Origin of the sequence: Paracoccus jeotgali (assembly GCF_002865605.1) — a bacterium.
In the GTDB taxonomy this organism is placed as follows: domain Bacteria; phylum Pseudomonadota; class Alphaproteobacteria; order Rhodobacterales; family Rhodobacteraceae; genus Paracoccus; species Paracoccus jeotgali.
In genome coordinates, this window is the sequence record NZ_CP025583.1 from 212,768 (window position 1) to 236,659 (window position 23,892).

The 23,892-nt window shown below is 64.3% G+C and carries 28 protein-coding genes, 1 tRNA gene and 1 pseudogene; 14 read left to right on the top strand and 16 right to left on the bottom strand.

Going from position 1 to position 23,892, the window contains the following annotated elements; translation table 11 throughout:
• Nucleotides 1-6: 6 nt before the first annotated feature.
• The 5 genes from CYR75_RS01105 to CYR75_RS01125 form a co-directional block, all read right to left on the bottom strand.
• The gene (locus tag CYR75_RS01105; RefSeq protein WP_101498464.1) at nt 7-363 is read right to left on the bottom strand and encodes a TniQ family protein; all 357 of its coding nucleotides are present in this window, start codon (nt 361-363) and stop codon (nt 7-9) included.
• Nucleotides 363-1,316: a TniB family NTP-binding protein gene (locus tag CYR75_RS01110; RefSeq protein ID WP_158644547.1), complete on the bottom strand. Its 954-nt coding sequence runs from the start codon at nt 1,314-1,316 to the stop codon at nt 363-365. The genes CYR75_RS01105 and CYR75_RS01110 overlap by 1 nt, the downstream gene beginning before the upstream one ends.
• Nucleotides 1,303-3,438 carry a Mu transposase C-terminal domain-containing protein gene (locus CYR75_RS01115; protein WP_101498466.1) on the bottom strand — a complete coding sequence of 712 codons (2,136 nt, stop codon included), beginning with the start codon at nt 3,436-3,438 and terminating at the stop codon, nt 1,303-1,305. Before CYR75_RS01115 ends, CYR75_RS01110 begins: the two co-directional genes overlap by 14 nt.
• Nucleotides 3,435-3,935 carry a Tn7 transposase TnsA N-terminal domain-containing protein gene (locus tag CYR75_RS01120; protein WP_225972789.1) on the bottom strand — a complete coding sequence of 167 codons (501 nt, stop codon included), beginning with the start codon at nt 3,933-3,935 and terminating at the stop codon, nt 3,435-3,437. Before CYR75_RS01120 ends, CYR75_RS01115 begins: the two co-directional genes overlap by 4 nt.
• A gap of 209 nt (nt 3,936-4,144) precedes the next feature.
• Nucleotides 4,145-4,384: a helix-turn-helix domain-containing protein gene (locus CYR75_RS01125; protein WP_225972790.1), complete on the bottom strand. Its 240-nt coding sequence runs from the start codon at nt 4,382-4,384 to the stop codon at nt 4,145-4,147.
• A gap of 83 nt (nt 4,385-4,467) precedes the next feature.
• On the opposite strand from CYR75_RS01125, the gene CYR75_RS15905 reads away from it, so the two are divergent.
• The 5 genes from CYR75_RS15905 to CYR75_RS16785 all read left to right on the top strand — a co-directional run bounded on the left by CYR75_RS15905 (nt 4,468) and on the right by CYR75_RS16785 (nt 6,229).
• On the top strand, nt 4,468-5,043 hold the full coding sequence (locus CYR75_RS15905; protein ID WP_158644548.1) for a hypothetical protein: 576 nt from the start codon (nt 4,468-4,470) through the stop codon (nt 5,041-5,043).
• A 75-nt stretch (nt 5,044-5,118) separates the two neighbouring features.
• Nucleotides 5,119-5,601, top strand: coding sequence for a metallophosphoesterase family protein (locus tag CYR75_RS01135; protein ID WP_101498468.1), 483 nt, complete (start codon nt 5,119-5,121; stop codon nt 5,599-5,601).
• A 47-nt stretch (nt 5,602-5,648) separates the two neighbouring features.
• Nucleotides 5,649-5,858: a recombinase family protein gene (locus CYR75_RS16775; protein WP_264080897.1), complete on the top strand. Its 210-nt coding sequence runs from the start codon at nt 5,649-5,651 to the stop codon at nt 5,856-5,858.
• Nucleotides 5,821-6,063: a recombinase family protein gene (locus CYR75_RS16780; protein WP_264080898.1), complete on the top strand. Its 243-nt coding sequence runs from the start codon at nt 5,821-5,823 to the stop codon at nt 6,061-6,063. Before CYR75_RS16775 ends, CYR75_RS16780 begins: the two co-directional genes overlap by 38 nt.
• 61 nt (nt 6,064-6,124) lie before the next feature.
• Nucleotides 6,125-6,229 (top strand): helix-turn-helix domain-containing protein, encoded by a 105-nt coding sequence (locus CYR75_RS16785; protein WP_264080899.1) that lies wholly within the window; start codon nt 6,125-6,127, stop codon nt 6,227-6,229.
• Between the two features lie 135 nt (nt 6,230-6,364).
• Here CYR75_RS16785 and CYR75_RS16320 read toward each other — a convergent pair whose 3' ends face one another.
• The 3 genes and pseudogenes from CYR75_RS16320 to CYR75_RS16570 all read right to left on the bottom strand — a co-directional run.
• Complete coding sequence (locus CYR75_RS16320; protein ID WP_101498469.1) at nt 6,365-6,664, bottom strand: hypothetical protein; 300 nt, start codon at nt 6,662-6,664, stop codon at nt 6,365-6,367.
• A 3-nt stretch (nt 6,665-6,667) separates the two neighbouring features.
• Complete coding sequence (locus CYR75_RS16565; protein WP_264080914.1) at nt 6,668-6,964, bottom strand: type ISP restriction/modification enzyme; 297 nt, start codon at nt 6,962-6,964, stop codon at nt 6,668-6,670.
• Between the two features lie 48 nt (nt 6,965-7,012).
• A pseudogene (locus tag CYR75_RS16570) lies at nt 7,013-7,476 on the bottom strand (integrase); the annotation flags it as partial.
• A gap of 237 nt (nt 7,477-7,713) precedes the next feature.
• Between CYR75_RS16570 and CYR75_RS01155 the strand changes: the two are divergent.
• Nucleotides 7,714-8,910 (top strand): hypothetical protein, encoded by a 1,197-nt coding sequence (locus CYR75_RS01155; protein WP_101498470.1) that lies wholly within the window; start codon nt 7,714-7,716, stop codon nt 8,908-8,910.
• Nucleotides 8,907-9,422, top strand: a complete 516-nt coding sequence (locus CYR75_RS15915; RefSeq protein WP_158644549.1) for a hypothetical protein — start codon at nt 8,907-8,909, stop codon at nt 9,420-9,422. Before CYR75_RS01155 ends, CYR75_RS15915 begins: the two co-directional genes overlap by 4 nt.
• A gap of 315 nt (nt 9,423-9,737) precedes the next feature.
• Here the strand turns inward: CYR75_RS15915 and CYR75_RS15920 are convergent, their stop codons facing one another.
• The 4 genes from CYR75_RS15920 to leuB form a co-directional block, all read right to left on the bottom strand.
• Entirely contained in the window at nt 9,738-9,836 is a 99-nt protein-coding gene (locus CYR75_RS15920) for an AAA family ATPase (RefSeq protein WP_158644550.1), read from the bottom strand.
• Between the two features lie 166 nt (nt 9,837-10,002).
• Nucleotides 10,003-10,079: transfer RNA gene (locus CYR75_RS01160), tRNA-Pro, on the bottom strand.
• A 66-nt stretch (nt 10,080-10,145) separates the two neighbouring features.
• A complete protein-coding gene (locus CYR75_RS01165) occupies nt 10,146-11,120 on the bottom strand; it encodes a DMT family transporter (protein WP_225972791.1) in 975 nt (324 codons plus the stop codon).
• A gap of 8 nt (nt 11,121-11,128) precedes the next feature.
• Nucleotides 11,129-12,232 (bottom strand): 3-isopropylmalate dehydrogenase, encoded by a 1,104-nt coding sequence (gene leuB / locus CYR75_RS01170; protein WP_101498471.1) that lies wholly within the window; start codon nt 12,230-12,232, stop codon nt 11,129-11,131.
• A gap of 112 nt (nt 12,233-12,344) precedes the next feature.
• Between leuB and CYR75_RS01175 the strand changes: the two genes are divergently transcribed.
• Complete coding sequence (locus CYR75_RS01175) at nt 12,345-12,782, top strand: hypothetical protein (protein WP_158644551.1); 438 nt, start codon at nt 12,345-12,347, stop codon at nt 12,780-12,782.
• Here CYR75_RS01175 and CYR75_RS01180 read toward each other — a convergent pair.
• The 3 genes from CYR75_RS01180 to leuC are packed head-to-tail and all read right to left on the bottom strand — an operon-like array spanning nt 12,779 to nt 15,943.
• The gene (locus CYR75_RS01180; RefSeq protein ID WP_225972792.1) at nt 12,779-13,879 is read right to left on the bottom strand and encodes an endonuclease/exonuclease/phosphatase family protein; all 1,101 of its coding nucleotides are present in this window, start codon (nt 13,877-13,879) and stop codon (nt 12,779-12,781) included. The genes CYR75_RS01175 and CYR75_RS01180 overlap by 4 nt on opposite strands.
• Nucleotides 13,870-14,475: a 3-isopropylmalate dehydratase small subunit gene (gene leuD, locus CYR75_RS01185; RefSeq protein ID WP_101498473.1), complete on the bottom strand. Its 606-nt coding sequence runs from the start codon at nt 14,473-14,475 to the stop codon at nt 13,870-13,872. The genes CYR75_RS01180 and leuD overlap by 10 nt, the downstream gene beginning before the upstream one ends.
• A gap of 25 nt (nt 14,476-14,500) precedes the next feature.
• Nucleotides 14,501-15,943, bottom strand: coding sequence for a 3-isopropylmalate dehydratase large subunit (leuC, locus tag CYR75_RS01190; RefSeq protein ID WP_101498474.1), 1,443 nt, complete (start codon nt 15,941-15,943; stop codon nt 14,501-14,503).
• Nucleotides 15,944-16,202: 259 nt separating this feature from the next.
• On the opposite strand from leuC, the gene CYR75_RS01195 reads away from it, so the two are divergent.
• The 5 genes from CYR75_RS01195 (at nt 16,203) to CYR75_RS01215 (ending at nt 21,587) form a co-directional block, all read left to right on the top strand.
• Nucleotides 16,203-16,796, top strand: coding sequence for a pseudouridine synthase (locus CYR75_RS01195; RefSeq protein ID WP_101498475.1), 594 nt, complete (start codon nt 16,203-16,205; stop codon nt 16,794-16,796).
• A 74-nt stretch (nt 16,797-16,870) separates the two neighbouring features.
• Nucleotides 16,871-17,854 carry a calcium-binding protein gene (locus CYR75_RS01200; protein WP_101498476.1) on the top strand — a complete coding sequence of 328 codons (984 nt, stop codon included), beginning with the start codon at nt 16,871-16,873 and terminating at the stop codon, nt 17,852-17,854.
• Between the two features lie 213 nt (nt 17,855-18,067).
• Nucleotides 18,068-18,337, top strand: coding sequence for a 30S ribosomal protein S15 (rpsO, locus tag CYR75_RS01205; RefSeq protein ID WP_101498477.1), 270 nt, complete (start codon nt 18,068-18,070; stop codon nt 18,335-18,337).
• A 308-nt stretch (nt 18,338-18,645) separates the two neighbouring features.
• Entirely contained in the window at nt 18,646-20,787 is a 2,142-nt protein-coding gene (pnp, locus tag CYR75_RS01210) for a polyribonucleotide nucleotidyltransferase (RefSeq protein WP_101498478.1), read from the top strand.
• A gap of 65 nt (nt 20,788-20,852) precedes the next feature.
• A complete protein-coding gene (locus tag CYR75_RS01215) occupies nt 20,853-21,587 on the top strand; it encodes a glycosyltransferase family 25 protein (RefSeq protein ID WP_101498479.1) in 735 nt (244 codons plus the stop codon).
• 28 nt (nt 21,588-21,615) lie between these two features.
• Here the strand turns inward: CYR75_RS01215 and CYR75_RS01220 are convergent, their stop codons facing one another.
• The gene (locus CYR75_RS01220; protein ID WP_101498480.1) at nt 21,616-22,278 is read right to left on the bottom strand and encodes a peroxiredoxin; all 663 of its coding nucleotides are present in this window, start codon (nt 22,276-22,278) and stop codon (nt 21,616-21,618) included.
• 157 nt (nt 22,279-22,435) lie between these two features.
• Here CYR75_RS01220 and CYR75_RS01225 point away from each other — a divergent pair, with 157 nt between their 5' ends.
• A complete protein-coding gene (locus tag CYR75_RS01225) occupies nt 22,436-23,878 on the top strand; it encodes an aldehyde dehydrogenase family protein (protein ID WP_192876697.1) in 1,443 nt (480 codons plus the stop codon).
• Nucleotides 23,879-23,892 lie beyond the last annotated feature (14 nt).

The window sequence follows — 23,892 nt, forward strand, 5'->3', positions numbered from 1 at the left end:
ATGCCTTCAGGCCATCTGGGAAATTACACCACCTTGACGGACGTGACCGCAGCTTCGCAGCGCGGTGCGGCTGAATGCGGTGAATTTGATCCGCTCCTGCCCAAGGCGGAACCACCCCGGCTTGATCAGCTGGGACGTGCCCAGCTGAAGCGCGGCAGGATCGACGCCGGCAAGTGCCCCGAGGCGCGTCACCTCCTGAGCGTCGCCGTTCGCCAAGGCAAAATAGTCGATCCCGACATCGGAACAGAAGGTGATGAGCCTTTGCACTCCGTTCCGGCGGGCCAGACGCGAGCCAAGGGAGGTGGCGGACTCGCCCGGCACCAGGTCCACCGTCAGGGGAAGCTTCCTGAGGCTGCTGAACATCAGCGTTTCTCCCGCGAGAAGACCTGCCGCGCATCGATGCGGACATAATCCGGGATGATGAATGGATTGAATGTGTCGTCACAGGACGTGCGCAGGTGATAGGCTTGGGCAAAATGGGCTCGGGTCAGCTGCGATGCACCGGCGAGATAAGCCTGCTCGATGCCCGCCAGGATCAACTCGATGACCAGACCGAACTGATTTGCAGCGGCGTGGATGAGCCGCTCACCGTGGGCGAGTTCGAGAATATCTGGGCCGGGCACAAGCTCTGCCTTGCTGCAGTAGCTCTCGATGAGGTCAAGGACATCATTTCCATGCGCTACCGGCGACAGGCTCTCGAAATGGATGGTGTCCATGCGGCGGGCCAGCTGCGGGTCATGGTTAAGAATGTCCTCCAGCTCAGGCGTGCCCGAGAGGATGATGCCGACCGGCCATTCCGGATCCGTCATCAGCGTCTTGAGCATGGACGCGACGGAATTGAGTTCATGCCGCGTTCCGCGAGACGCCAGGTCCTGCGCCTCGTCCAGATGGACAAAGAGGATTTTTCTCTCCTTCAGGTGATGCCGGACCAGGTCCCAGATGTACCAGGCCTGCCGCTCGGAGCTGATCTGGTAGCCGAGGGCCCGCAGCAGGGTCTGGCCGACGAACTTCAGCGTCGCAGGTGAAGGCACCCGGATACTGACGTTGGAAAATGCCTCATGACCGGAGCAGTTCAGTCGTTTGCCGGCCCGCACCATGAGATGATTCATTGCTGACGTCTTGCCGGTCCCAGACAAGCCTGAGAGGGCGAGACCGTGAGCCTCGCTGGTCCGCCCAGCCTCGCAGTCGGCCAGCCGCTTCTCGATCAAGAGCGAAAAACGGTCTTCGAGTGGCCCGAAGCGGTCATGGTGGATGAAGTGATCGCGCAGTCGCGCGATCCTCCGGGCGGTATCTTTGATCTGTTCATTGCTCATCATCGAACCTCCAACGGTTCTTTCGCATGCGCTCCTGCAACGGCGGCTCGGGGTTATCTCTGGGCGAGTCTGGCGGCATGAGGGCGCGTGGCGTGATCTGAATGCCTTCAGCCAGGGGATCGGCAGACGGGGTCGCATGCCCAAGGCGCTCCGCATCGGATCGAACCGGGTAATGCAAGGCGGCCTGATGGCGCTCCACATCCAGGTCGGTGACATGGAACGGGGTCAACTCCCTGAGCGCGAAGGCTCGGCGGTTGATCTCGGAAATCTGTTCGATGGCCCTGCGGACCTTCGGTGCGGCAAGCTCAGCATCCTTTCGGTGCTTGATGCGCAATGTGCGGACGGCCTCCTGCATCAGGTCAAAGCTGATACCGTCAAAGCCGCCCTGGTTTGCGGTGGCCGGGTGCCATATCGCACCCACCTTCACGGCGATCCAGCCCATGTCCCGCAGGTCCGCGCGGACCTCGACGCTGCGCTGCGGGGAGTGCAGGAACGCCTCGCGCAGCGCCTCGCAGCTATAGGTCAGTCCTGAAAAGAAAACCCCGTCGCCGCGCAACTTGCGTTGCAGGGGTCTTCCGAATGCGCGTCGCAAGGTGAGCCCGTCCGGGACCGGCGGCGTTCCGTGCTTGGCGACCAGTCGCGCCCATGCCTCGTTAGGGGTTTCTCCGCCAAGCGAACCGTGCTTCTGGTTGTGATAGATGTCGACGACATAGGTCAACAGGATGGTGATCAGATCATCATCGCAGAGGCAGGCCAGTTGCTCGGACGGGTAGTCGCCCCGCTCGATTGTATCGAAGAAGGTCCTGCCGGCCAGCAACGGCATCAGCAGGTGGCCGTAGGTCCGGAAAAACGACTCGATATGGCCACGTAGCCAAGGCTTCCCGGCAGGCGGCAGAAGCGGGGTGACGCCAAGGGACAGAATAGCTCCCTGGAAGTCATCGGAGGTGAATGCCGTTCCTTGGTCGGTGACCAGTGCCTGCACCCCGCCATGGTGATGCCACGTGCTTTCGCATCCGGCCGCCCGCGCCATCGGCGTCTTGTCAATGAAGATGTCCCGCAGCGCCCTCACCGCATCGCCGGAGTTCGGCGTCTCGGCCAGGCGCATGGAGAGGATGCATCTTGTGGCACAATCGATCGCGACATAGAGCCAGCGCCGTCCCGTCTCGAACCGCTCCTGACGTTCGGATGGCAGGTGATCCCAGATGCCGGTCAGCGTCAGAAGCGAGATCACGTCGAGGCGGTTCTCGTCCATCTCGACGCGCTCAAGCGGCTGCTGAACGTCGACGCCGTTCTCGTAGAACGTGAACTTCGCATTCGCGGCCGCGGTGCCATAGCGCTTGGCGTGCACGTAATAAGGGTCGGCCAGGTTCAGACGCCGGTTGATGCTTGCTGCGGACGGCACGATCAGCGTACCGGCTCCAGCCGCCAACCTCCGCGTGTTCTCGCGGACGAACAGCGTCCGCGTATCTGCCACCGCCGCCGCCTTGCTGGGACGTTGAGTGTCGGCATAGATCTCGATGACCTGATTCATCAGGGCTTCGGACTGGTGGCACCATCGCGGCGTGCGATTGCCGCATCGATGAGTTTCCGGGATCAGGGCAATGGCGGAGTAGCCTGCCGCCTCATAGTTGCGCACCCAGTGTAAGGCTGTGCGGCTCCCCGGGAGCTGGCGCGTGACGATGTCCACGCCTGGCCGCGCCAGCTTTGCTGCCGCCATGCCCTCGCCGACGCGCCGCTCCACCTCGGCCGCGAGTTTGGCACGGCCTTTGAGGTAGCCCGCATGAGTGCGGTTGATCTCTTCGGATGATTCGAGCGCCAAGAAGGCATTACAGACGGCTTTCCGCCAGATCACCAGCCGCCGGATGGGGTCCGCGAGCGCGTTGATGATGTCGGCAGGCTTGCGACCGCGCAGATCCTGTACCGCGCGATCGAAATATCCGGCGACATAGGTGGTGTCGGGCTGTCGCAGCAGGTCTGCCAGTTCCTCATGCGACAAGCGCTCGGTTATGCCCGGCTGGCCGAGCCGCTCGAAGAGGCCGCCCTTGTCGTCGATCTCCAGGGGTCGCATGGCGATGCCAGCGGCGGTGATCAGATCGGACTTCGCAAAACGAAAACGGATCGTCATGCCGCCACCTCGGTGAGCGAGGGTCGTGAGCGGGCCAGCTGACGTGCAGCCTCGGCCGCAGCGCGGCGATCAAGGTGCTGGTCCGTGATCAGCATGACGCGATCCGCGAACTGCTTCGGCGTCGCCACGGCAATCCGCTCCAGTTCAGAGACGAAGTTCTGCTGGATCACCCGCTGCATCGGCTTGATGGCAACGGCGGTAGGCTCCCCACCTGTCGTGGTGACGAGAAAGTCGAAGACATGCGTCGTCGGTCGGCCATCAGCGTCGGCATATCGCACCGCCGTCGGCTGATCCCAGATGTGGTGGATGTCCGTGCGCACCAGCGTCAGGCAGAGGAACGCGTATTCGAGCGCGCTCTCGAACTGGATGATGCGCGGACGCGGGAAGCCCGGCAGTTTCACGACAAGTGCGCCGCGCAGGCTGACTTTCGACCGGCGCGAGATCGAGCGCGTCGCGTGGCTCGGCTCAGGGCCGATGTAGATCAGGTTCTGGTTCATGATGTCTGGAGCACGGCGGCCCGCCCCGCAGGCAAGGCAGCCGCGATCTCCCCCTTCTTGTGGGTGTGTTGAACAGGCCCGCCGGTCAGCACGACCGGCAGGTTGACTTTCTGTTCGACTCAGGGGATGACTCAGGTGTCGGGAGTTCAATCGACATCTAAGAGGGGCTCACCTGTTACAGCAGGCGCCCCTTTTTTCATGGCCCGTCGTCAGCTGTGCCTGTCTGTTGGACCCTCCTCTGTTGCATAGCGATCCGGGAAAAGCCTCTCCGGAGTCGTCCCGAGTGCTTCGGCCAAGGCTTCTTCGATTCGTCGGGATCGGCGCAGGCCTTGGCTGGCCAGGGTGACAGAGGCTGGCAGCACACCAATCCGGGCGGCAATACCGCTGATGGACGTGCCGCGCAGGCGCAACTCCATCTTCAGACGCTCGTGAGCGGGATATACCGTCATGGATCTTACCTTCTCCGGCAAGCACTCTTGCCCCTTGATTCGAATCACACGGCGGCGCTCTAAAGCAACAGTGAAAACACGAGATGGCAAATAATGCGGGAAAGTCCGGCGCGCTTCACAAAAACAGTTTTGCGATATTTGCACCGGCATTTCCCCCAACTGAGGGATCGCTGATGGCGTGGGCGCGCCACTGGCTTCGGCCTTACGGCAGCGGATTGTATGCCGGTGACAGAACTACCTTGAGTCGTGTCGACGCCTCTGAATTTGTGGCCGTGATCGAGGAAACGGGATCGTTGCGTGCTTTATACGACCGGTTTCCAGCCAGCGGACCGCAGCTTCGTGCAGCGCTCGCGCATGTCGGTTTCGATTTTTCCGCGCTTTTGCTCCGGCAAATGAACCAGAACATGAGCGACCGACAACTCGCGATTCTTCATCGCCTTGATCCGAAATGGATTGCCCGAGAGCGGGCGCGGTTTGGTCTGCCGCCTTATCGGGGACGGCCGGCGCGGCGCTATACCGATGCGGAGATTGTCGCCGCCTATGGCCGCTACAACAACAACTGCAGCGCGGCGGCGCGAGAATTGGGGATCGACCGTGGGACATTCCACGCGCGCCATCAGAAGATCCTCGCCAGACGCGGCGGCAACGACAGGGGCTAACGGCCCCTCGGCTCGATCCCCTAGCCTCCAGTCGTCGGGCACTGTCCCTCTTTTCGCTAAACAGGAGCTGCCGCCATGCATCTTATCGGCCAACCATCCCGTGGGGGACGTATCGGCGTCATCTCCGACACCCATGGGCTGCTCCGTCCCGAGGCGCTAGAGGCTCTCGAAGGTGTCGACCGCATCCTGCACGCTGGTGACATCGGCGATCCCGACCATCTTGGCGCGCTGGCGCGCATCGCGCCGGTGACGGCAGTCCGCGGCAATATCGACCGCGGCCACTGGGCTGAGGCCTTGCCTGAGACGGTCAGCCTCATGGTGGGAGGGCTCCGGATTCATATGATCCATGACCGCAAGGCTTTGCAGGCTGATCCGGAAGCCCTCGCGCCACGATCCACCCGTTGCCCGTCTGACCTGCTCCCACCTCGACATGGCCGCTCGAATCGCCCCACCGTCTGCTTCGGATACGGCGTAAAGAAAGCGGATCGTTCAACGGACGTTTTTGATTTCGCCTCGCGCCCCTTCTGCTATCGGGAAAACAATGTCTCGATAGGGTAGTACGATTTATTTATCGCTAAAGGGGACTCTTGCGTTACACTGGCCTCATGACAAACCTCCGCATTGGCTATGCCCGCTGCTCCACTGACGCTCAGGATCTCGCCGCGCAGCGCGCGGCGCTGGAAATCCTTAGCGTCGCCTCCGAGCGAATCTACACCGACCACGGGCTGACGGGGCGCAACCGCGACCGGGCCTGGGCTTGCCCAGGCGCTGGCCGCCGTGCGCGCGGGCGACACGCTTGTGGTGCCCAAGCTTGACCGGCTGGCCCGCTCGGTGCCGGACGCGCGCGACATCGCCGACGGCCTAGCTGAGCGCGGGGTACGGCTCGCGCTAGGAAGCACGGTCTACGACCCCGCCGATCCGATGGGACGGATGTTCTTCAACGTTTTGGCGACCTTCGCCGAGTTCGAAGCAGACCTAATCTGGCTTCGCACCCGCGAGGGCATGGCGAGCCCGCGCTAAAGGGAAGCTGAGGGGAAAGAAACCACAGCTCTCCGACCGGCAGGCGCCGGAGCTGACACGGATGCGCGCAACTGGGGAGTATTCGGTGTCGGACTTGGCCGAGATCTTTTCTGTCTCGCGGCCAACCGTCTATCGCACACTGGCGCGGCAGGGTGCGAAACATTGATGGCCGCTCCATCCAACCCTTTGTGCTCGGCTCAATAAGCGAAAGAGCTGAGGCTTCCTTGGTCATGATGGGCAGATAGCAGCCATTCGCTGCGAATAGTGCGAATGGCCAATTTGGAGGCAACATGACGCGCGGTCAGTCGTCGTCGCCATCTTCGTTTTCGTCGTCTCCGCCAAACAGGTCGGGTTGGTCGTCCGAAGCCGTGGCCTTGCCCGGAACCTTACGTTGCTCAGGCGTTGGCGCGGGCAGATGGGCGGCGGCGAAGCACGGCCCGGCGACGACCCTGTCCAGCACCTTCTCTAGCTCGGGCTCCATCGCGAGGGTCGATTCCAGAACCCAGAGCAGTTCCAGAAATTCGTCGCTCATCCGGGCGGTCCAGCGCTCGGGGCGGATGTCGTCCAGCGGCGACGACTTCTTGCCCGCCCGCTTCTTCATCCGCTAGCCCAGCCACGACTTCACGACCTCAAGGCCGGATACCTCGAAGTCCCAGACCTCGGGCGCGACCGGACCGAAGCGACCATCGCCCACGGCAATCTCACGCTTGGCGGGGTCGTAGGCATACTCCTCGGGGTAGTGCTTCGGGTCGGACGACACGCCCTTGATCGTCGTCGCCTTGCCCTGCGGCACGTCATCGCCGCGCCCGTCGCCCCGGAAGCGCTCGGCATAGGTATGCGTCCAGATCAGCTTGCGGCCCAGCTTCGCCGCCTCGGCAAAGGTCGCGCCGTCCTTCGTCATCGGGACGCGCGGGCCGGGCGTCTCAAGCTCGTTCCAGAAGCGCCGGGTATAGGCGCTAGGTTCCAGACCGACAGAAGAGACCCAGCCCCTTACGATCCTGGCATACTGCCGGGTCGAAAGGTGCGGGCTGCCATGGATCCGGCTCGGCCAAAGGAAGTCGAGGCCGATCATCTCGGGGTCTCGAATCCAGCGCTCGAGAGACAGCCTGGTGATCTCGGTGATCTCGAACCGGACCGGCTTGCCCGTTTTGCTCTGGATCATCGACGCGCGTTCCTTCACACCTCGGCGGCGAGAACATCGCGCACGCGAAGCTCTACGAGGTCGCAACCTCGGAGCTTGCTGTCGATGGCCATATTGAACAGCGCAAGGTCACGCGCGTTGCTTGTCATCTCCAAGCGGACCCTGATGGACCAGACGTGTCGCGGGAGGAGCGGGCACTTCTGTCCGATGAGTCGGCCCTTGTTCGAGGCGATGCGCGGCTTGGGGACAGCGGGGAGAAGATTGGTGGACATGAGTATACCTGCTGTCCCCCCGGCCCCGCCCGTCTTCGTTCATACCGACAGCAGCAGTATACCGCGCGACAGGCGATCTGTCCTCGCGTCGGGCGGGGAGCGGACGTTCGCTGCGAAACCAAATCGTGTGAGCAACCTCGCCGAAGCTGCCATTCACAAGGCTTAAAGGTTGCGCTAAGAAACAATAGTGCCGCATGTGCGAGTAGCTTCATTCCGCAATGAGCAGAAAGGTCGTCATTGTCTATCGTTATTGATATCAAGACTCGGGTTTTCGCTGATGACGACGTTGCCTATCGCCTTTTCCCCGGGCAAGGCTACAGGCACTTCAAGGCAATGAAGGACTATTCGGTTGTTTTTCTCGACAACCCCGGCATTCCGCTCCCCGGCCAAAACGGATATAATAAGGACGAGGCGACCCTTCAGGCGATTGCGAAATCGGAAGAGAAGCAACCCCTCATTAATGCCGATGGAGACAACCTCGCGGCCGAACTTCGGCAGGTCGACGAAAAGGATTTCGCTAACGCACGCTGGGGCGCAAAAAGAGAGCTAAATCGGGGATGGATGAATGCCCTGTATCACAAAGCGAAAATCGGTGATCTGGTTGTGGTCCCGAGCCCCGGGATCATCAAGAATGATGAAGGCGAGTGGGAGAAGGCCTATACTCTAGTCGGGGAGATTGTCGGAAATCCCGAGCGCTGGGAGCGCAACGGTCCACCAAATCTTATCGCTGGAAGATACATCGTTCGCCGCGTCAAATGGTTAGCCCAAGTAAACGAGGCCGAACTTGATCCACAGGTCGCAATTGGGCTCCGAACACAAAATGCGCTGACGGCGATGAGAGCTAGCGCGTTTGAGCGTGTCCTAGGCGCGGCATACAAGAACATCATCATTGGCGAAGAATTTCTGGCGCGCTTCGTTACCACTGATGAAGAATTCACGGCATTTGAGAGCTACCACTTCAACGCCTTTGTCATGGCGGTTGTTGCAGCCTGTCGGAGGGCGGAGAACGGACAGGGAGCTTTCGCTGATGGCGTCTCCATCTATGACATTGCTGCCGATGTTCTTGGGCAAGACGACTTGGTTCCTGACCAAGAGTCGAGCATCCACTCGCCCGGATACATGACCCTGCGCGGCTCGGTCCTGGTTCCGGCTGTTATGTCAGCCCTCTTCGCGCTCGCCGTAGCGGCTAATGCAGACCCGGCCTTGGACCCCTTCGGCGGTACTGGAACCGAGCAGATTGTGGTGGTAAACTCCGAGTCTAGGGCATTCGACCCCTGTGATGTAGGCATCGACCAAGCGGTTAAAGATGCCTTGAATATTATGGGTTATCAGCGTTGGCAGCAGCTTTGTGCAGCAGGTGTTAAGGCAAACGACAACGACGGCCTTCAATCCATTACCACCGTTGAAACCCGTCCCGATCCTGAAGAGCCATGAGAAACATCAAGGAATTCTTCGTAACTGAAAGCACTCCCCGCTGGCAAATCTTGCTGGGTGGTGCTGTAGTTATCCTGTTCGGATTTATACAAAACGAAGTCTACTATCGTCGCGCACTTCACGACACTGAGGTGGCACAACAACAGCAACGTATCGAGTCTAAAGTCGTCGAAATTCAGCAGCACTCAATCGACTTTCAAACTTTTGCAAACTCGTACGTCACAGCCGTATTGGACGGATCGCAAGAAATGCCCGAGCGACGAGACGCTTTGATCGCAAACATTCTTGCCCAAGACGCGGCAGTAGACGTTTCACGGAATATACTTGGGCCTTCGGTTGAAACCCAAGTTGCCGCTTATCGAGCAGCACTCAGAAATATGAAGGCTGCGGTTGAACAAGTTGTCGATGTTGTTTCCATGGGACCATTTTGGTCGGAGGCATCTGACCTTCTTGTTGCCCGCAATAATCTTCTGGACGCTCTTGAGGCATATTCGAGTGCAGCCGGCTCTTAGCTTCTCAAGGCTCTATTGCGCAAATCGACTGAAGACCAATCCTCCTCCTTCCCCCGTGACCTGTCACACACCGGTCTGAGATGCTGCGGGCTGCATAATTGGCCGGTCTGGGGATACGGCGCCGCAGCACAATGAACTCTGGCAATGGCAGCTGTGGCCCGAGAGCTTCAAGTAGTGGGGGGCCGGAGAGCGCCTGTGCGGCGCTGTAGTTGCCCAAGTCGCGCTCCAGCATCCGGTCTGCAGAGGCATGCGATCTACCTAGGGGAGGGTGCCTCTGCCGCTCTGCATCTCCTCGTGAATGACCGCGCGGCCGGACTAGGGGATCGTGTGAAAGCCGCGGCGAGCAAGCTTGTCGATCAAGCTGGTCTTGCCCACGCCGGGGCCGCCCGTCACGACGAAAAAATAGTCATTCATGGGCCATCCTCGGGTTTGAAAGGGGAAGGGCTGCGACGGGATCAACACGCCGAAAAGCGCGGATCAAAGCAGCATTGTTTGTAGGAAGATCAGCACCATTCTGCGCGGCAGAGGCAAATTCCATGACCAAAAAGGCAGAACTATCTGCCGCTTATCACTCGGGAAATGGTCGGAGCGAGAGGATTCGAACCTCCGACCCCCTGCTCCCGAAGCAGGTGCGCTACCAGGCTGCGCTACGCTCCGACCGTAGGCGGGCAGGTAGCGCGGCGCGGGGGGGAATGCAAGGGGGCGGCGGGGTTTTTCCGGCGGCTAATCGCGGGTTTCCCTGTGGCCGCTGGTGGCGCGTTGCAGCAGGGTCGATTTCGGCGTCGTCACCGTCTCGGAGCCCAGCCTGGCCGCAATCACGGGGCGCTGGCTGCCGGCGCCGCGGGCGCGTTCGCGCCAGACGATATAGAGGCCCGACAGGATGATCAGACCGGCGCCCAGCACGGTCGGCGTATCCAGCGCCTCGCCGAAGATGAACCAGCCATAGATCGTAGCCCAGATGATCTGCGAATACTGCATCGGGGCCACGATGGCGGCCTCGCCGGTGCGGTAGGCCTGGATCGACAGGAAGCCCCCGGCCAGACCGAAGGTGGCGATCAGCGCGGCCAGACCCAGATGCGGCAGCGTCATGGGCGTATAGGCCAGCGTCAGCCCGGCGCCGGTCAGCAGCAGGTTGCCAAGCATCGGCCACATCAGCAGCACCAGCGGACGCTCGGTCCCGCCCAGCTTGCGGGTGATGACGGCGACGGTGGCGCTGGCAAAGGCCGCCAGCAGCGCCGCCAGATGCCCCAGCGTCAGCGAATCGCCGCCGCCCGGGCGCAGCACCACCATGACGCCGCACAGGCCAAGCGCCACGGCCAGCCAGCGGTGGATGCCCACCCGCTCGCCCAGGATCGGGATCGACAGCAGGGTGATCAGCAGCGGGGTCGAGAACAGGATCGCATAGACCTGCGCCAGCGGCAGTTGCGAGAAGGCGTAGAACCCGCACACCCCAGAGGTCATGGCGCAGATCGTCCTGACCGCCACCCAGCCCGGCCGGACCGGCTGCAGCGTCCCCGGCCGCCGTTCCTGCAGCAGGATCAGCGAGACCAGCGGAAAGGACAGCAGCGACGAGAAGAACAGCACCTGCAGCGAGGGGTAGTGCCCGCCCAGCACCTTGATGAAGACGTCATGCGTGGCAAACACGCCCATGGCCATCAGCGCAAAGCCGATGGCCCTGAGGTTGTCGGACGTGGCCACGCTGTGCCCTAGCTGCGGGCGAGGGCGGCGATGATCGCGTCGCCCATTTCAGAGGTCGAGACCGGGGTGCCGCCTTCGGGGCCCATCAGATCGCCGGTGCGGACGCCGTCGGCCAGCACCTGCTCGACCGCCTTTTCCAGATCGTCGGCGGCCTCGGCCTCGGCGAAGGAATAGCGCAGCGCCATGGCAAACGACAGGATGCAGGCGATCGGGTTGGCCTTGTCCTGACCGGCGATGTCGGGGGCCGAACCGTGGACGGGTTCATATAGCGCCTTGGGCCGGCCATTCGCCATCGGCGCGCCAAGGCTGGCCGAGGGCAGCATCCCAAGGCTGCCGGTCAGCATGGCGGCGGCATCCGACAGCAGGTCGCCGAACAGGTTGTCGGTCACGATGACGTCGAACTGGCGCGGGTTGCGGACCAGCTGCATGGCGCCGTTGTCGGCATACATGTGCGACAGCTCGATCTCGGGGTATTCATAGTCGCGAACCCACTGCACCTCTTCGCGCCAGAGGATGCCGGATTCCATCACATTGGCCTTCTCCATCGAGCAGACCTTGTTGCTGCGCTTGCGGGCGAGGTCGAAGGCGGCGCGGGCGACGCGGCGGATCTCGGCGGTGGTGTAGCGCTGGGTGTTGACGCCGACGCGGTTGTCGCCCTCGCCGGTGATGCCACGCGGCTCGCCGAAATAGACGCCCGAGGTCAGCTCGCGCACGATCAGGATGTCGAGGCCGGCCACGATCTCGCGCTTGAGCGACGAGAAATCGGCCAGCGCGTCAAAGCACTGCGCCGGGCGCAAATTGGCGAACAGGTCCATTTCCTTGCGCAGCCGCAGCAGGCCGCGTTCGGGTTTGACGCTGAAATCGAGGTTGTCATAGGCCGGGCCGCCGACCGCGCCCAGCAGCACCGCATCGACCTGCTGCGCGCGGGCCATGGTCTCGTCTGCAAGGGGCGTGCCGTGGCGGTCATAGGCGGCGCCGCCGACCAGATCCTCGGACACGTCGAAGCGCATCCCGCGATGGGTCTGGAACCAGTCGATCACCTTGCGGACCTCGGCCATGACCTCGGGGCCGATGCCGTCGCCGGGCAGGATCAGAAGGGAATAATCGGACATGGTTTCCTCGCGCTGTCGTGGTTGCTTTCCCGCCTAGCGCCGGGCCGGGGTGGGGTCAAGTTCACGCTGATTTTGGTTGCTTATCGGGCGCGGTTGGGGCGGGATGTGTGGCATGTGGGAAGCCTTGGTCTTGTGGAAGAGTGGCACCGCGGCGCGGTGGGTGGCGCTGCGTGCGGCGATGCTGGCGCTGGTGCTGGCGCTGCCGGCGGCGGTCGCGGCCCAGCAGGGCGAGGCGATCCCGCCGCCCCGGCTGCACGGCATCTCGCAGGACGATGCGGAAAAGCTGATGGCGGTGCTGGCGCAGATCAATGTCGTGACCTCGAACTGCCCCGATTACCGGGTCAGCGATGCCGAATGGATGCTGCTGATCACCACCGGCGACATGCTGGCGCGGCGGCTGGGGATCGACGCCGACAGCTATGAGCGCGACTATTACGGCCCCGCCTTCCGGGCGCTGGACGACCCCGGCGCCTGCGACCGGATCGGGCCGACGGCGCGGCCGCTGATCGACGATCTGATCGCGCTGAGCGCGGCCGACAGCGCGTCCTAGCGCGGCGCGGCGTCGGGCAGCAGCAGGTCCAGCCAGACCAGCCGATGCGGCGAGGCGGCAAGGACGGCCTTGGACAGGGCCTCGCCCGGGCGCGGCCAGACCACGCCCGAGCCCTGCACCTGCAAACCCTGCGAGGGCAGCAGATAGGTCACGCGCAGGTTGCCGGGATCGCCGTCGGGCCAATCGACGGTATCCAGAGCCGGATCGCCCTTGTGGTCGGGATCGGCGGCCTGGGTCCCGCCGGCGCTGCGTGGCTGCGGGTCTTGCAGCCGCGGATCGGCCAGCAGCGCGCGGATCGCCTGATGCCGCCCGTCACCATCCAGCGGGTCGAGATTGGCGTTCCCGGCCAGCACAAAGGGCGCGTCGGGCAGATGCCGCGACCAGAACGCCACCTCGTCGTGGTTGCGGCGGCCATTGCGATCCTCGGGTCCGTCAAAGACCGGAGGGGTGGCGGAAAAGGCCAGCAGATGCAGGGGCGGTTCAGTCAGCAGGGTGACATCCCAGTGTCCGGTGGTGGACAGAAGCTGGACGGCGGCGGCCTGCGGGGCCAGGCTGTCGCCCATCAGGTTGCCGGGCTGGTCGCGCCACAATTCGGCGCTGTAATCCACCACCTCGCCCAGGGGCACCCGCGACAGCAGCGCCAGCGCGTTCTGCCCGGTGAAGCGGCCCCAGCCCTGCGCGTCCTCGGCCTGCGACAGCCGCCCGTCGCCGTCCAGATCGACGCCGCTCGGCATCCCGCGATTGGAGCGCGCGGCAAAGAGATGCGGGTATTCGACCCCGCTGCGGCCCAGAAGCTGGGCGAAGGCGCGCAGCGCGGCCAGATCGTGGTCCCAGTCAAAGCCGGTCAGCAGCACCACATCGGCATCGACCTGCGCCAGGACCATCGCGGCGGCCAGCACTTGCGCGTCCTTGCCCTGGGTGATGTCACGCAGCAAAAGCCCCGGCCCCTTGCGCGACAGCTCGGCATCAAAGCTCGCGATGCGCAGCGTGGCGGGGTAGGGGGCGCGGGCAGGCGCGGGGTCGGCGAAAACCGCCGCCGCTGGCAGGGCCAGGGCGGCGGCGGCGATCAATGCGGTCAGGCGTCGCGTCAGACCCAAGGCCGCGACTGGCTCGACGCGGCCTCGAAAGCGTCGATGGCGCTGGCCTTTTCCAGCGTCTGCCCGATATCGTCTAGACCGTTCAGCAGGCAATGCTTGCGGTGCGGGTCGATGTCGAAGTGATAGGCAGTCCCATCCGCGCCGGTCACGGTCTGCGATTCCAGATCGACCGTCAGCCGCGCGTTTTCGCCGTTGCGTGCGTCGTCCATCAGTGCGGCCACCGCATCGGCGGGCAGCACCACCGGCAGGATGCCGTTCTTGAAGCAGTTGTTGAAGAAGATGTCGGCAAAGCTGGTCGAGATGACGCAGCGGATGCCGAAATCCAGCAATGCCCAAGGCGCATGTTCGCGCGAGGAACCGCAGCCGAAATTCTCGCCCGCGACGATGATCTGCGCGTTGCGATAGGCCGGCTGGTTCAGCACGAAATCGGGGTTCTCGTTGCCCTCGCGGTCAAAGCGCATTTCGTCGAACAGGTTCTTGCCCAAGCCTGAACGATGGATCGTCTTCAGGAACTGCTTGGGGATGATCATGTCGGTGTCGATATTGACCAGCGGCATCGGGGCCGCGACGGCAGTCAGCGTGTCGAATTTTTCCATGTCTCGTTATCCTGTCTGCCGGCGCTCAGGCCGAGGCGGTTTCGCCCATCATCTCGCGCACATCGACCAGATGGCCGGCGACCCCTGCGGCGGCGGCCATGACCGGCGACATCAGATGGGTGCGGCCCCGATAGCCCATGCGGCCTTCAAAGTTGCGGTTGCTGGTCGCGGCGCAGCGTTCGCCCGGCGCAAGCTGGTCGGGGTTCATGCCCAGACACATCGAGCACCCGGCCAGCCGCCATTCGAAACCGGCATCGGTGAAGATCTTGTCCAGCCCCTCTTCCTCGGCCTGCAGGCGCACAAGGCCAGAGCCGGGGACGACCATGCCGCGCACGCCCGGCGCCAGCTTGCGGCCCTTCAGGATGCCGGCGGCGGCGCGCAGATCCTCGATCCGGCCATTGGTGCAGGACCCGATGAACACCGCGTCGATGGCGATTTCCGACAGCGGCGTGCCGGGGGTCAGGCCCATATAATCCAGCGAGCGCTGCGCCGCTTCGACCTTGCCGCCCTGAAAATCGCTGGCGGCGGGCACGCTGGCGGTGATCGGCAGCACATCCTCGGGCGAGGTGCCCCAGGTCACGACGGGGGCGATGTCCTCGGCCCGCAGGGTGATGACCTTGTCGTAATGCGCGCCCTCGTCGCTGGTCAGGGTGCGCCACCAGTTCAGCGCGGCTTCCCATGCGGCGCCCTTGGGGGCGTGGGGGCGGCCCTTGACGTATTCGAAGGTCTTTTCGTCCGGCGCGATCAGACCGGCGCGGGCGCCGCCCTCGATCGCCATGTTGCAGACCGTCATGCGGCCTTCCATGGACAGGTCGCGGATCGCCTCGCCGCAATATTCGATGACATAGCCGGTGCCGCCGGCGGTGCCGGTCTCGCCGATGACCGACAGCGTGATGTCCTTGGCGGTGACGCCGGGACGCAGCTTGCCGGTGATCTCGACCTTCATGTTCTTGGATTTCTTCTGGATCAGCGTCTGGGTGGCCAGCACATGCTCGACCTCGGAGGTGCCGATGCCGTGGGCGAGCGAGCCAAACGCGCCATGCGTCGCCGTATGGCTGTCGCCGCAGACCACCGTCATGCCGGGCAGGGTCCAGCCCTGTTCGGGGCCGACGATATGGACGATGCCCTGACGGATATCGTTCATCGGGTAATAGTTCAGGCCGAACTCGCGGGCGTTCCTGTCCAGCTCGGCCACCTGGATGCGGCCTTCGGGGTTTTCGATCCCGTCCACGCGGTCGGCGGTGGTGGGCACGTTATGGTCGGGCACGGCGATGGTCTGGTCGGGGCGGCGGACGGTGCGGCCGGCCATGCGCAGACCCTCGAAGGCTTGCGGGCTGGTGACCTCGTGGACCAGATGGCGGTCGATATACAGGATCGAGGTTCCGTCCTCGCCCACATCGACGACATGCGCGTCCCAGATCTTGTCATACAGGGTGCGGGGCTTGCCCGCAGTGTTGGTGCCGGTCATGGCTCTTCTCTTGTTCAGGAATGGCTTGCAGGGTGAACGGGCAGAGGCCGGTCAAAGTCGGGCAGTCACGCACAGGCTTTCGCCGTAAAAGCGCCCCGGCAGCCGGGCGCGGTCGTGAATGTCGAAATAGCGCATCATGGTTGGGCAGGATAAGCCGTGTCGCGCTGCGAAGCAAGGGACGCGGCCCGTCTGACGCGGCTCTGCCAGCGGTTCTGCGCCCGGACTTGCCGGCGGGCTGGCAAAGCGCCAGAACGGGGTGATGCTGATCCTGTTCAACAAGCCCTTCGGCGTGCTGCCGCAGTTTACCGACCGCTCGGCCCAGCCCCGGCCGACGCTGGCCGATTTTATCGAGGTGCCGGGGGTCTATCCTGCCGGGCGGCTGGACATGGACAGCGAGGGGCTGCTGCTGCTGACCGATGACGGGCGCCTGCAGGCGCGCATCGCCTCGCCCCGCCACCGCACGCCCAAGACCTATCTGGCGCAGGTCGAGGGCGACCCGGACGAGGCGCAGCTGCAGGCCCTGCGGCAGGGCGTGGTGCTGAAGGACGGGCCGACTCTGCCGGCAGGGGCCGAGCGGATCGAGGCCCCGGCGCTGTGGCCCCGCGATCCGCCGATCCGGGTGCGGCAGTCGGTGCCCGACAGCTGGCTGCGCCTGACCCTGACCGAGGGCCGCAACCGGCAGGTGCGCCGGATGACCGCCGCCGTGGGCCTGCCGACGCTGCGGCTGGTGCGCTGGTCGGTGGCCGACTGGACGCTGGACGGGCTGGCGCCGGGCCAGTGGCGGCAGGCCGAAGGGCCGGGGCTGGCCCCGCAGGCGCCGCCCCGTCGCACGGTGAAACCGCGCCGCCGTTAACCCTTCCTTAAGATTCAGCATGAGCTGCCGCCGTGTTTGCCTTATGTTCCAAGGCTGTGTGGTGAGGTGGTGACATGTTGATTCTGGCGGGCATCCTGGGTGCCCTTGCGGCAGGCGCCGCGTTTGATCTGATGAGCGGCAGCGCCGAGGACGAGTGGGACGATCCCGACGCCGAGGATCAGGACGACGGCGCGGGCGAACCCCCGGCCAATGCCGATCCCGGCGGCAGCTTGCTGGACATGCTCGATCAGGGCCAGCAAGTGGGCGGCGCGCCCGCGGGCGCGGGTGATCAGCATGGCTCTGGCGGTTGCGGGCCGGACCCGTCGCCGACCGACGCGGTGCAGATCGCGCCGGGCGAGGTGGTCGGCAGTTCCGGCAATGATTCGATTGTCGGCAGCGACGGGAATGACGACCTCAGCGGCGGCAAGGGCGATGACACGCTGCGCGGTCTGGATGGCGACGACCTGATCTTTGGCGATGACGCCTATGACGCGGCGGGCAACGACCTGCTGGACGGCGGCGCGGGCAATGACACGCTGTGCGGCAATGGTGGCGACGATCTGCTGCTGGGCGGTGACGGCGACGACCGGCTCTTCGGGGGCGAGGGCGATGACACGCTGTTCGGCGGCGCGGGCGATGACTGGCTGGACGGCAGCGCCGGCGACGACTGGCTGGACGGCGGTGAGGGCGATGACGATCTCTCGGGCGGGTTGGGCAACGACACGCTGATCGGCGGCGCAGGCGCGGATTCGCTGCATGGGGGCGAGGGCGACGACGTGCTGCATGGCGGGGCCGGTGACTGGCTGGATGGCGGCGAGGGCGACGATCTGTTCGTCGTCAGCTACGAGGTGGGACAGGACGGGCTGGTCCACATCACCGATTACGCCAAGGGCGACCGGATCGAGGTGACGATGCCCGACCGCGACACCGCCCTGACCGTCGCCGATGACGAGGGCGGCCATGCCGTGCTCTCCATCGACGGCGAGCCGGTCGTGCGGGTGATGGATGCGGCGGGGCTGCGGCTTGACCAGATCACGCTGGCCTATCCCCAGCCCTAGGGGCGGTCGGGTCCATGGACAATTGCGCCGACCTGTCCGCTGGCAATCGCCACCCTGGCGCCCGACGCGGGCCGCGATTTTCCTTTCCATCCCGCGACGGATGGTCTATGCGCGCCTGTCCGCTGGTCGATCCGGCGCACACTTCTCCACGGGCCGGCACTGGACGACATCCCGGGCCGCGCCATAACCCGATGTTTCTGAAAGGAGACCCCGATGTCGATTACCGTCGAAGAAAAGAACCGCCTGATGAAGGAATATGCGACCAAGGAAGGCGACACCGGCTCGCCCGAGGTTCAGGTCGCTGTCCTCACCTCGCGCATTTCCACCCTGACCGAGCATTTCAAGACCCACAAGAAGGACAACCACTCGCGTCGTGGCCTTCTGAAGCTGGTCGCGCAGCGCCGCAAGCTGCTGGACTATCTGAAGGGCAAGGAAGAGGCCCGCTATCAGGACCTGATCAAGCGTCTGGGCATCCGCCGCTGATCCGGACCACGGCCTGACCCGGTGCCAGCACGGCACGGGACACGCCCCTGACACCTCGAACGACGCCCGCGCCGCAAGGTGCGGGCGTCCTGCGTTTGCGGCCCGCAGCGGGGCTGTCGCGCGTCATTTCACCCTTGCGCGTGCCCGTCACGCGGCACTTCCCAAGCGGGTGGTTTTGCTGTATGGGCGGCCAATCTGCGACGTGATGCCCTGCCCCGGGGCGACGCTTAAGGATCGGGGCGGCGGCAATGGGGTCGCCATATGCAAAGGGCGCGGCCAGAGGGCTGGCGCGGCCCAGAGGAAACCAGATGTTTGATGAAGTGAAAAAATCGATCCAGTGGGGGCAAGAGACCCTGACGCTGGAAACCGGCAAGGTTGCGCGCCAGGCTGACGGCAGCGTCATTGCCACGCTGGGCGAAACCAGCGTCATGGCCAACGTGACCTTTGCCAAGGAACCCAAGCCGGGCCAGGATTTCTTCCCGCTGACCGTTCATTACCAGGAAAAATATTACGCCGCCGGCAAGATCCCGGGCGGCTTCTTCAAGCGCGAGGCGCGTCCGACGGAAAAAGAGACGCTGACCGCGCGTCTGATCGACCGTCCCGTCCGCCCGCTGTTCGCCCCCGGCTTCAAGCATGAAGTGCTGGTGATGTGCACCGTGCTGTCGCATGATCTGGTCAACGATCCCGACATCGTGGCGATGATCGCGGCCTCGGCGGCGCTGACCATTTCCGGCGTGCCCTTCATGGGTCCGATCGGCGCGGCGCGGGTCGGCTTCTCGGACGGCGATTATGTGCTGAACCCCGAAGTCGCGGACATGGAAAACCTGCGCAACAACCCCGATCAGCGTCTGGACCTGATCGTCGCCGGCACCAAGGACGCCGTGATGATGGTCGAATCGGAAGCCTATGAGCTGACCGAGGACGAGATGCTGGGCGCGGTCAAGTTCGGCCACGAGGCGATGCAGCCGGTGATCGACCTGATCATCAGCTTTGCCGAGCAGGCCGCCAAGGAACCCTTCGACTTCCGCTCGCCCGATTACAGCGCGCTGTCCAAGCGTGTGGCCGAGCTGGGCGAGGCCGACATGCGCGCCGCCTATGCGATCAAGGACAAGGGCGAGCGCCGCGACGCCATCGACGCCGCCAAGACCAAGATCCTCGCCGGTCTGAACGAAGACGAGATGTCTGACGCGAACCTCGGCTCGGCGCTGAAGAAGCTGGAATCCGACATCCTGCGCGGCGACATCATCGGCGGCGGCGCCCGCATCGACGGCCGCGACACGACCACCGTGCGCGCCATCGACAGTGAAGTGGGCATCCTGCCCCGCACCCACGGCTCGGCCCTGTTCACCCGCGGCGAGACGCAGGCGCTGGTCGTGACCACGCTGGGCACCGGCGATGACGAGCAGTTCATCGACGCGCTGCACGGCAACTTCCGCTCGAACTTCCTGCTGCATTACAACTTCCCCCCCTATTCGGTGGGCGAGGTGGGCCGCGTCGGCAGCCCCGGCCGTCGCGAGATCGGCCACGGCAAGCTGGCCTGGCGGGCGCTGCAGGCGGTTCTGCCGGCGGCGACGGATTTCCCCTATACCATCCGCGTCGTGTCCGAGATCACCGAATCGAACGGCTCGTCCTCGATGGCGTCGGTCTGTGGGGGTTCGCTGTCGATGATGGATGCGGGCGTGCCGCTGAAGGCACCCGTCGCGGGCGTGGCCATGGGCCTGATCCTGGAAGATGGCGGGAAATACGCCGTGCTGACCGACATACTGGGCGATGAGGATCACCTGGGCGACATGGACTTCAAGGTCGCCGGGACGCAAAACGGCATCACCTCGCTGCAGATGGACATCAAGGTCGCGGGCATCACGCCCGAGATCATGCAGCAGGCGCTGGCGCAGGCCAAGGATGGCCGGATGCAGATCCTGACCGAAATGTCGAAGGCCCTCACCGAAGGCCGCCGCGAGTTCAGCGAACACGCCCCGCGCATCGAGACGATGCAGATCCCGACCGACAAGATCCGTGAAGTGATCGGCTCGGGCGGCAAGGTGATCCGCGAGATCGTCGAGGTCTCGGGCGCCAAGGTCGACATCAATGATGACGGCGTCATCAAGATCGCCTCGTCGAACGGTGAAGCGATCAAGAAGGCTTACGATATGATCCACTCGATCGTGGCCGAGCCCGAGGAAGGCCAGATCTATACCGGCAAGGTCGTGAAGCTGGTCGATTTCGGCGCCTTCGTGAACTTCTTCGGCAAGCGTGACGGGCTGGTCCATGTCAGCCAGATCGCCAACAAGCGTCTCGGCCACCCCAACGAAGTGCTGACCGAGGGCCAAGAGGTCAAGGTCAAGCTGCTGGGCTTCGACGACCGCGGCAAGGTCCGTCTGGGCATGAAGATGGTCGATCAGGAAACCGGCGACGAGATCACCGAGAAGAAAGACGAAGCGGGCGAGTGATCCTGCTGCGTTGAACCCGAACGGCCGCGAGCGATCGCGGCCGTTTTTCTGTATCCGGGAAGGGGATGATGACCGAGGACTGGCCGATTTTCGTGTTGAGCCTGACGGGCGACGAGGCCCGGCGGCAGCCGCTGCTGGACCGCCTGACCCGGATGGGACTGACGTTCCGGCTGTTTTACGGCGTTGACGGGCGCGCGGGTCTGCCCGCTGACAGCCTGCCGCTGATCGACCGCGAGACCACCGCCCAGCGAATGGGTCGCGTGATGACCGACGGCGGGTTCGCCTGCGCCCTGTCCCATCAGAACATCTATCGAACGATTCTGGATGAGGGCCTGCCCGGCGCGGTCGTTCTGGAAGACGACGCGATACTGACCGACGATTTCGCGGATTACCTGCAGGCCGGACATCACCGGCAACAGGGGTTGACGCTGTTCGATTATCGCTTTGCCCGCGCCCTGCCGTGGCAGCGGGAACGGCTTGGGCGCTGGGTTCTGTTCCGCGCCGCGCAGCAATCCACCCTCGCCACCGCCTATAGCGTGTCGCGCGAGGCTGCCGCATGGCTGATTGATGCCAACAGCCCGGTCAGTTTCGTCGCCGATTGGCCGGTCGATCTGTATCATCACCGGGTCTGGCTGGTGACGCCGCGGATCGTTCAACACAACCAGCCGGGCACGGGTCCGTCGCATCTGCATCAAGAGCGGGCGAAGACCGGCGCCACGGTCATGGGCCTCAGCCGCGGCCAGCCCGGATACTGGCGCAGCTATCTGCGCCGCAAGATCGCGCGGAAGGTGGGCCGCTGAGGCGCGAAGGGCGCCTCAGCGAAAGGGATCAGGCCTGCTCGGGCTGCTTGGCATAGCGCAGATAGGGCAGCTGCTTGTCCAGCTTGCCGTATTTCGCCTCGGCCTGCTCGTCGTCAAGCGACAGCGCCACGATCACGTCCTGACCCGGCACCCAGTTGGCGGGCGTCGCGATGGGCTCGCCATCGGTGGCTTGCACGGCATCCAGCGCGCGAACGATCTCGGCGAAGTTGCGGCCCACCGACATCGGATAGGACATGGTCAGGCGCACCTTCTTGTCCGGGCCGATGATGAACACGGTGCGGACGGTGGCCGAATGGGCCGGCGTGCGGTCGGCGTCGGGCAGATAGAAATCCGCCGGCAGCATGTCATAGGCCTTGGACACGTTCAGCGAGGTGTCGTCGATGATCGCAAAATTCGCCGGCGTCCCCGCGACGGTCTCGATGTCGCGCTTCCATTTGACGTGGTCATCGACCGAATCGACGGACACGCCCAGAACCTTGGTGTTGCGCTTTTCGAATTCCGGCACCAGCTGCGCGACGGCGCCGAACTCGGTCGTGCAGACCGGGGTGAAGTCGCGCGGATGCGAGAACAGGATGGCGTAGCTGTCGCCCATCCATTCGTGGAAGCGGATCTCACCCTCGGTCGAGTCGGCGGTGAAGTCGGGTGCGGTTTCGTTGATGCGAAGGCCCATGGAAGCTCCTTTTCTGAATCATTCAGCCGAAACATAGGCGCTAATCGCGGCTTTCCAAGGGCAAACCTCGGCGCGGCGGACCCTGCAACCCCGCTTGCAGGCCGCCAGAGTAAATGCGACCATTCGGTCAATGAATGGAGGTTTCCCCATGGCAGAACTGTTGGACAAGCGCCAATTCTACATCGACGGCAAATGGGTCGCCCCCGCCGCCGCAGATGATCTTAAGGTCATCGACCCGTCGACCGAAGAGCCGGTCGCGGTCATCTCGCTGGGCGGGCAGGCCGATACCGATGCCGCCGTCGCCGCCGCCAAGCGCGCCTTTCCCGGCTGGTCGCACACCCCGCCCGAGCAGCGGCTGGAATATGTGCGCAAGATCCTGGACATCTACAAGCGCCGGGCCGAGGACATCGCCTGGGCGATCACGCATGAGATGGGCGCCCCGGCCGACATGTCGATCCGCGATCAGGTCGAATCGGGCAGCTCTCACATCCAGAACTTCATCGACGCCTTTGGCGAGTTCGAATTCGTCCGCCGCCACGGGCCAGCGGACGCCCAGACCGTCATCTCGTGGGAGCCGATCGGGGTGGTGGCCCTGATCACGCCGTGGAACTGGCCGATGAACCAGGTGACGCTGAAGGTCATTCCGGCGCTGCTGGCGGGTGACACGATGATCCTGAAGCCGTCAGAAATCGCGCCGCTGTCGTCCATGGTCTTTGCCGAGGTGCTGGACGAGGCCGGGCTGCCGCCGGGGGTTTTCAACCTTGTCAACGGCGACGGGCAGGGCGTGGGCACGCAGCTGACCGTGCATCCCGATGTCGAGATGATCAGCTTTACCGGCTCGACCCGCGCCGGCATCCAGATCTCGCGCGCGGCGGCGGACGGGCTGAAAAAGGTGGCGCTGGAACTGGGCGGCAAGGGTGCGAACCTGATCTTTGCCGATGCCGATGAAAAGGCGGTGGTGCGCGGGGCGCGGCATTGCTTCTATAATTCGGGGCAAAGCTGCAACGCGCCGACCCGGATGCTGGTGCAGCGCGACATCTATGACAAGGCCGTCGACACCGCCAAGGAGGTCGCCGAAAAGACCGCCGTCGCCAGCGCGCACGAGGCCGGGCGTCACATCGGCCCGGTCGTGTCGAAGCAGCAATGGGAAAAGATCCAGGACCTGATCCAGAAGGGCATCGACGAGGGCGCGCGGCTGGTCGCCGGCGGCACCGGCCTGCCCGAAGGCGTCAACCGCGGCTATTTCGTCCGGCCGACGGTCTTTGCCGATGTCAGCAACGACATGACCATCGCGCAAGAGGAAATCTTTGGCCCGGTCTTGTCGATCATCCCCTTCGAGGATGAAGAGGACGCGGTGCGGATCGCCAACGACACCCGTTACGGTTTGACCAACTATGTCCAGACCCAGGACGGCGAGCGCCGCAACCGCCTTGCGCGACAGCTCCGCTCGGGGATGGTCGAGATGAACGGCCAGAGCCGCGCGCCGGGCAGCTTTTTCGGCGGCATCGGCCGGTCGGGCCGCGCCCGCGAGGGCGGCATCTGGGGGATTGAGGAGTTCATGGACTCCAAGGCCATCAGCGGCTGGCACGGCGAGCCCTGACAGCGCAGGGGGCG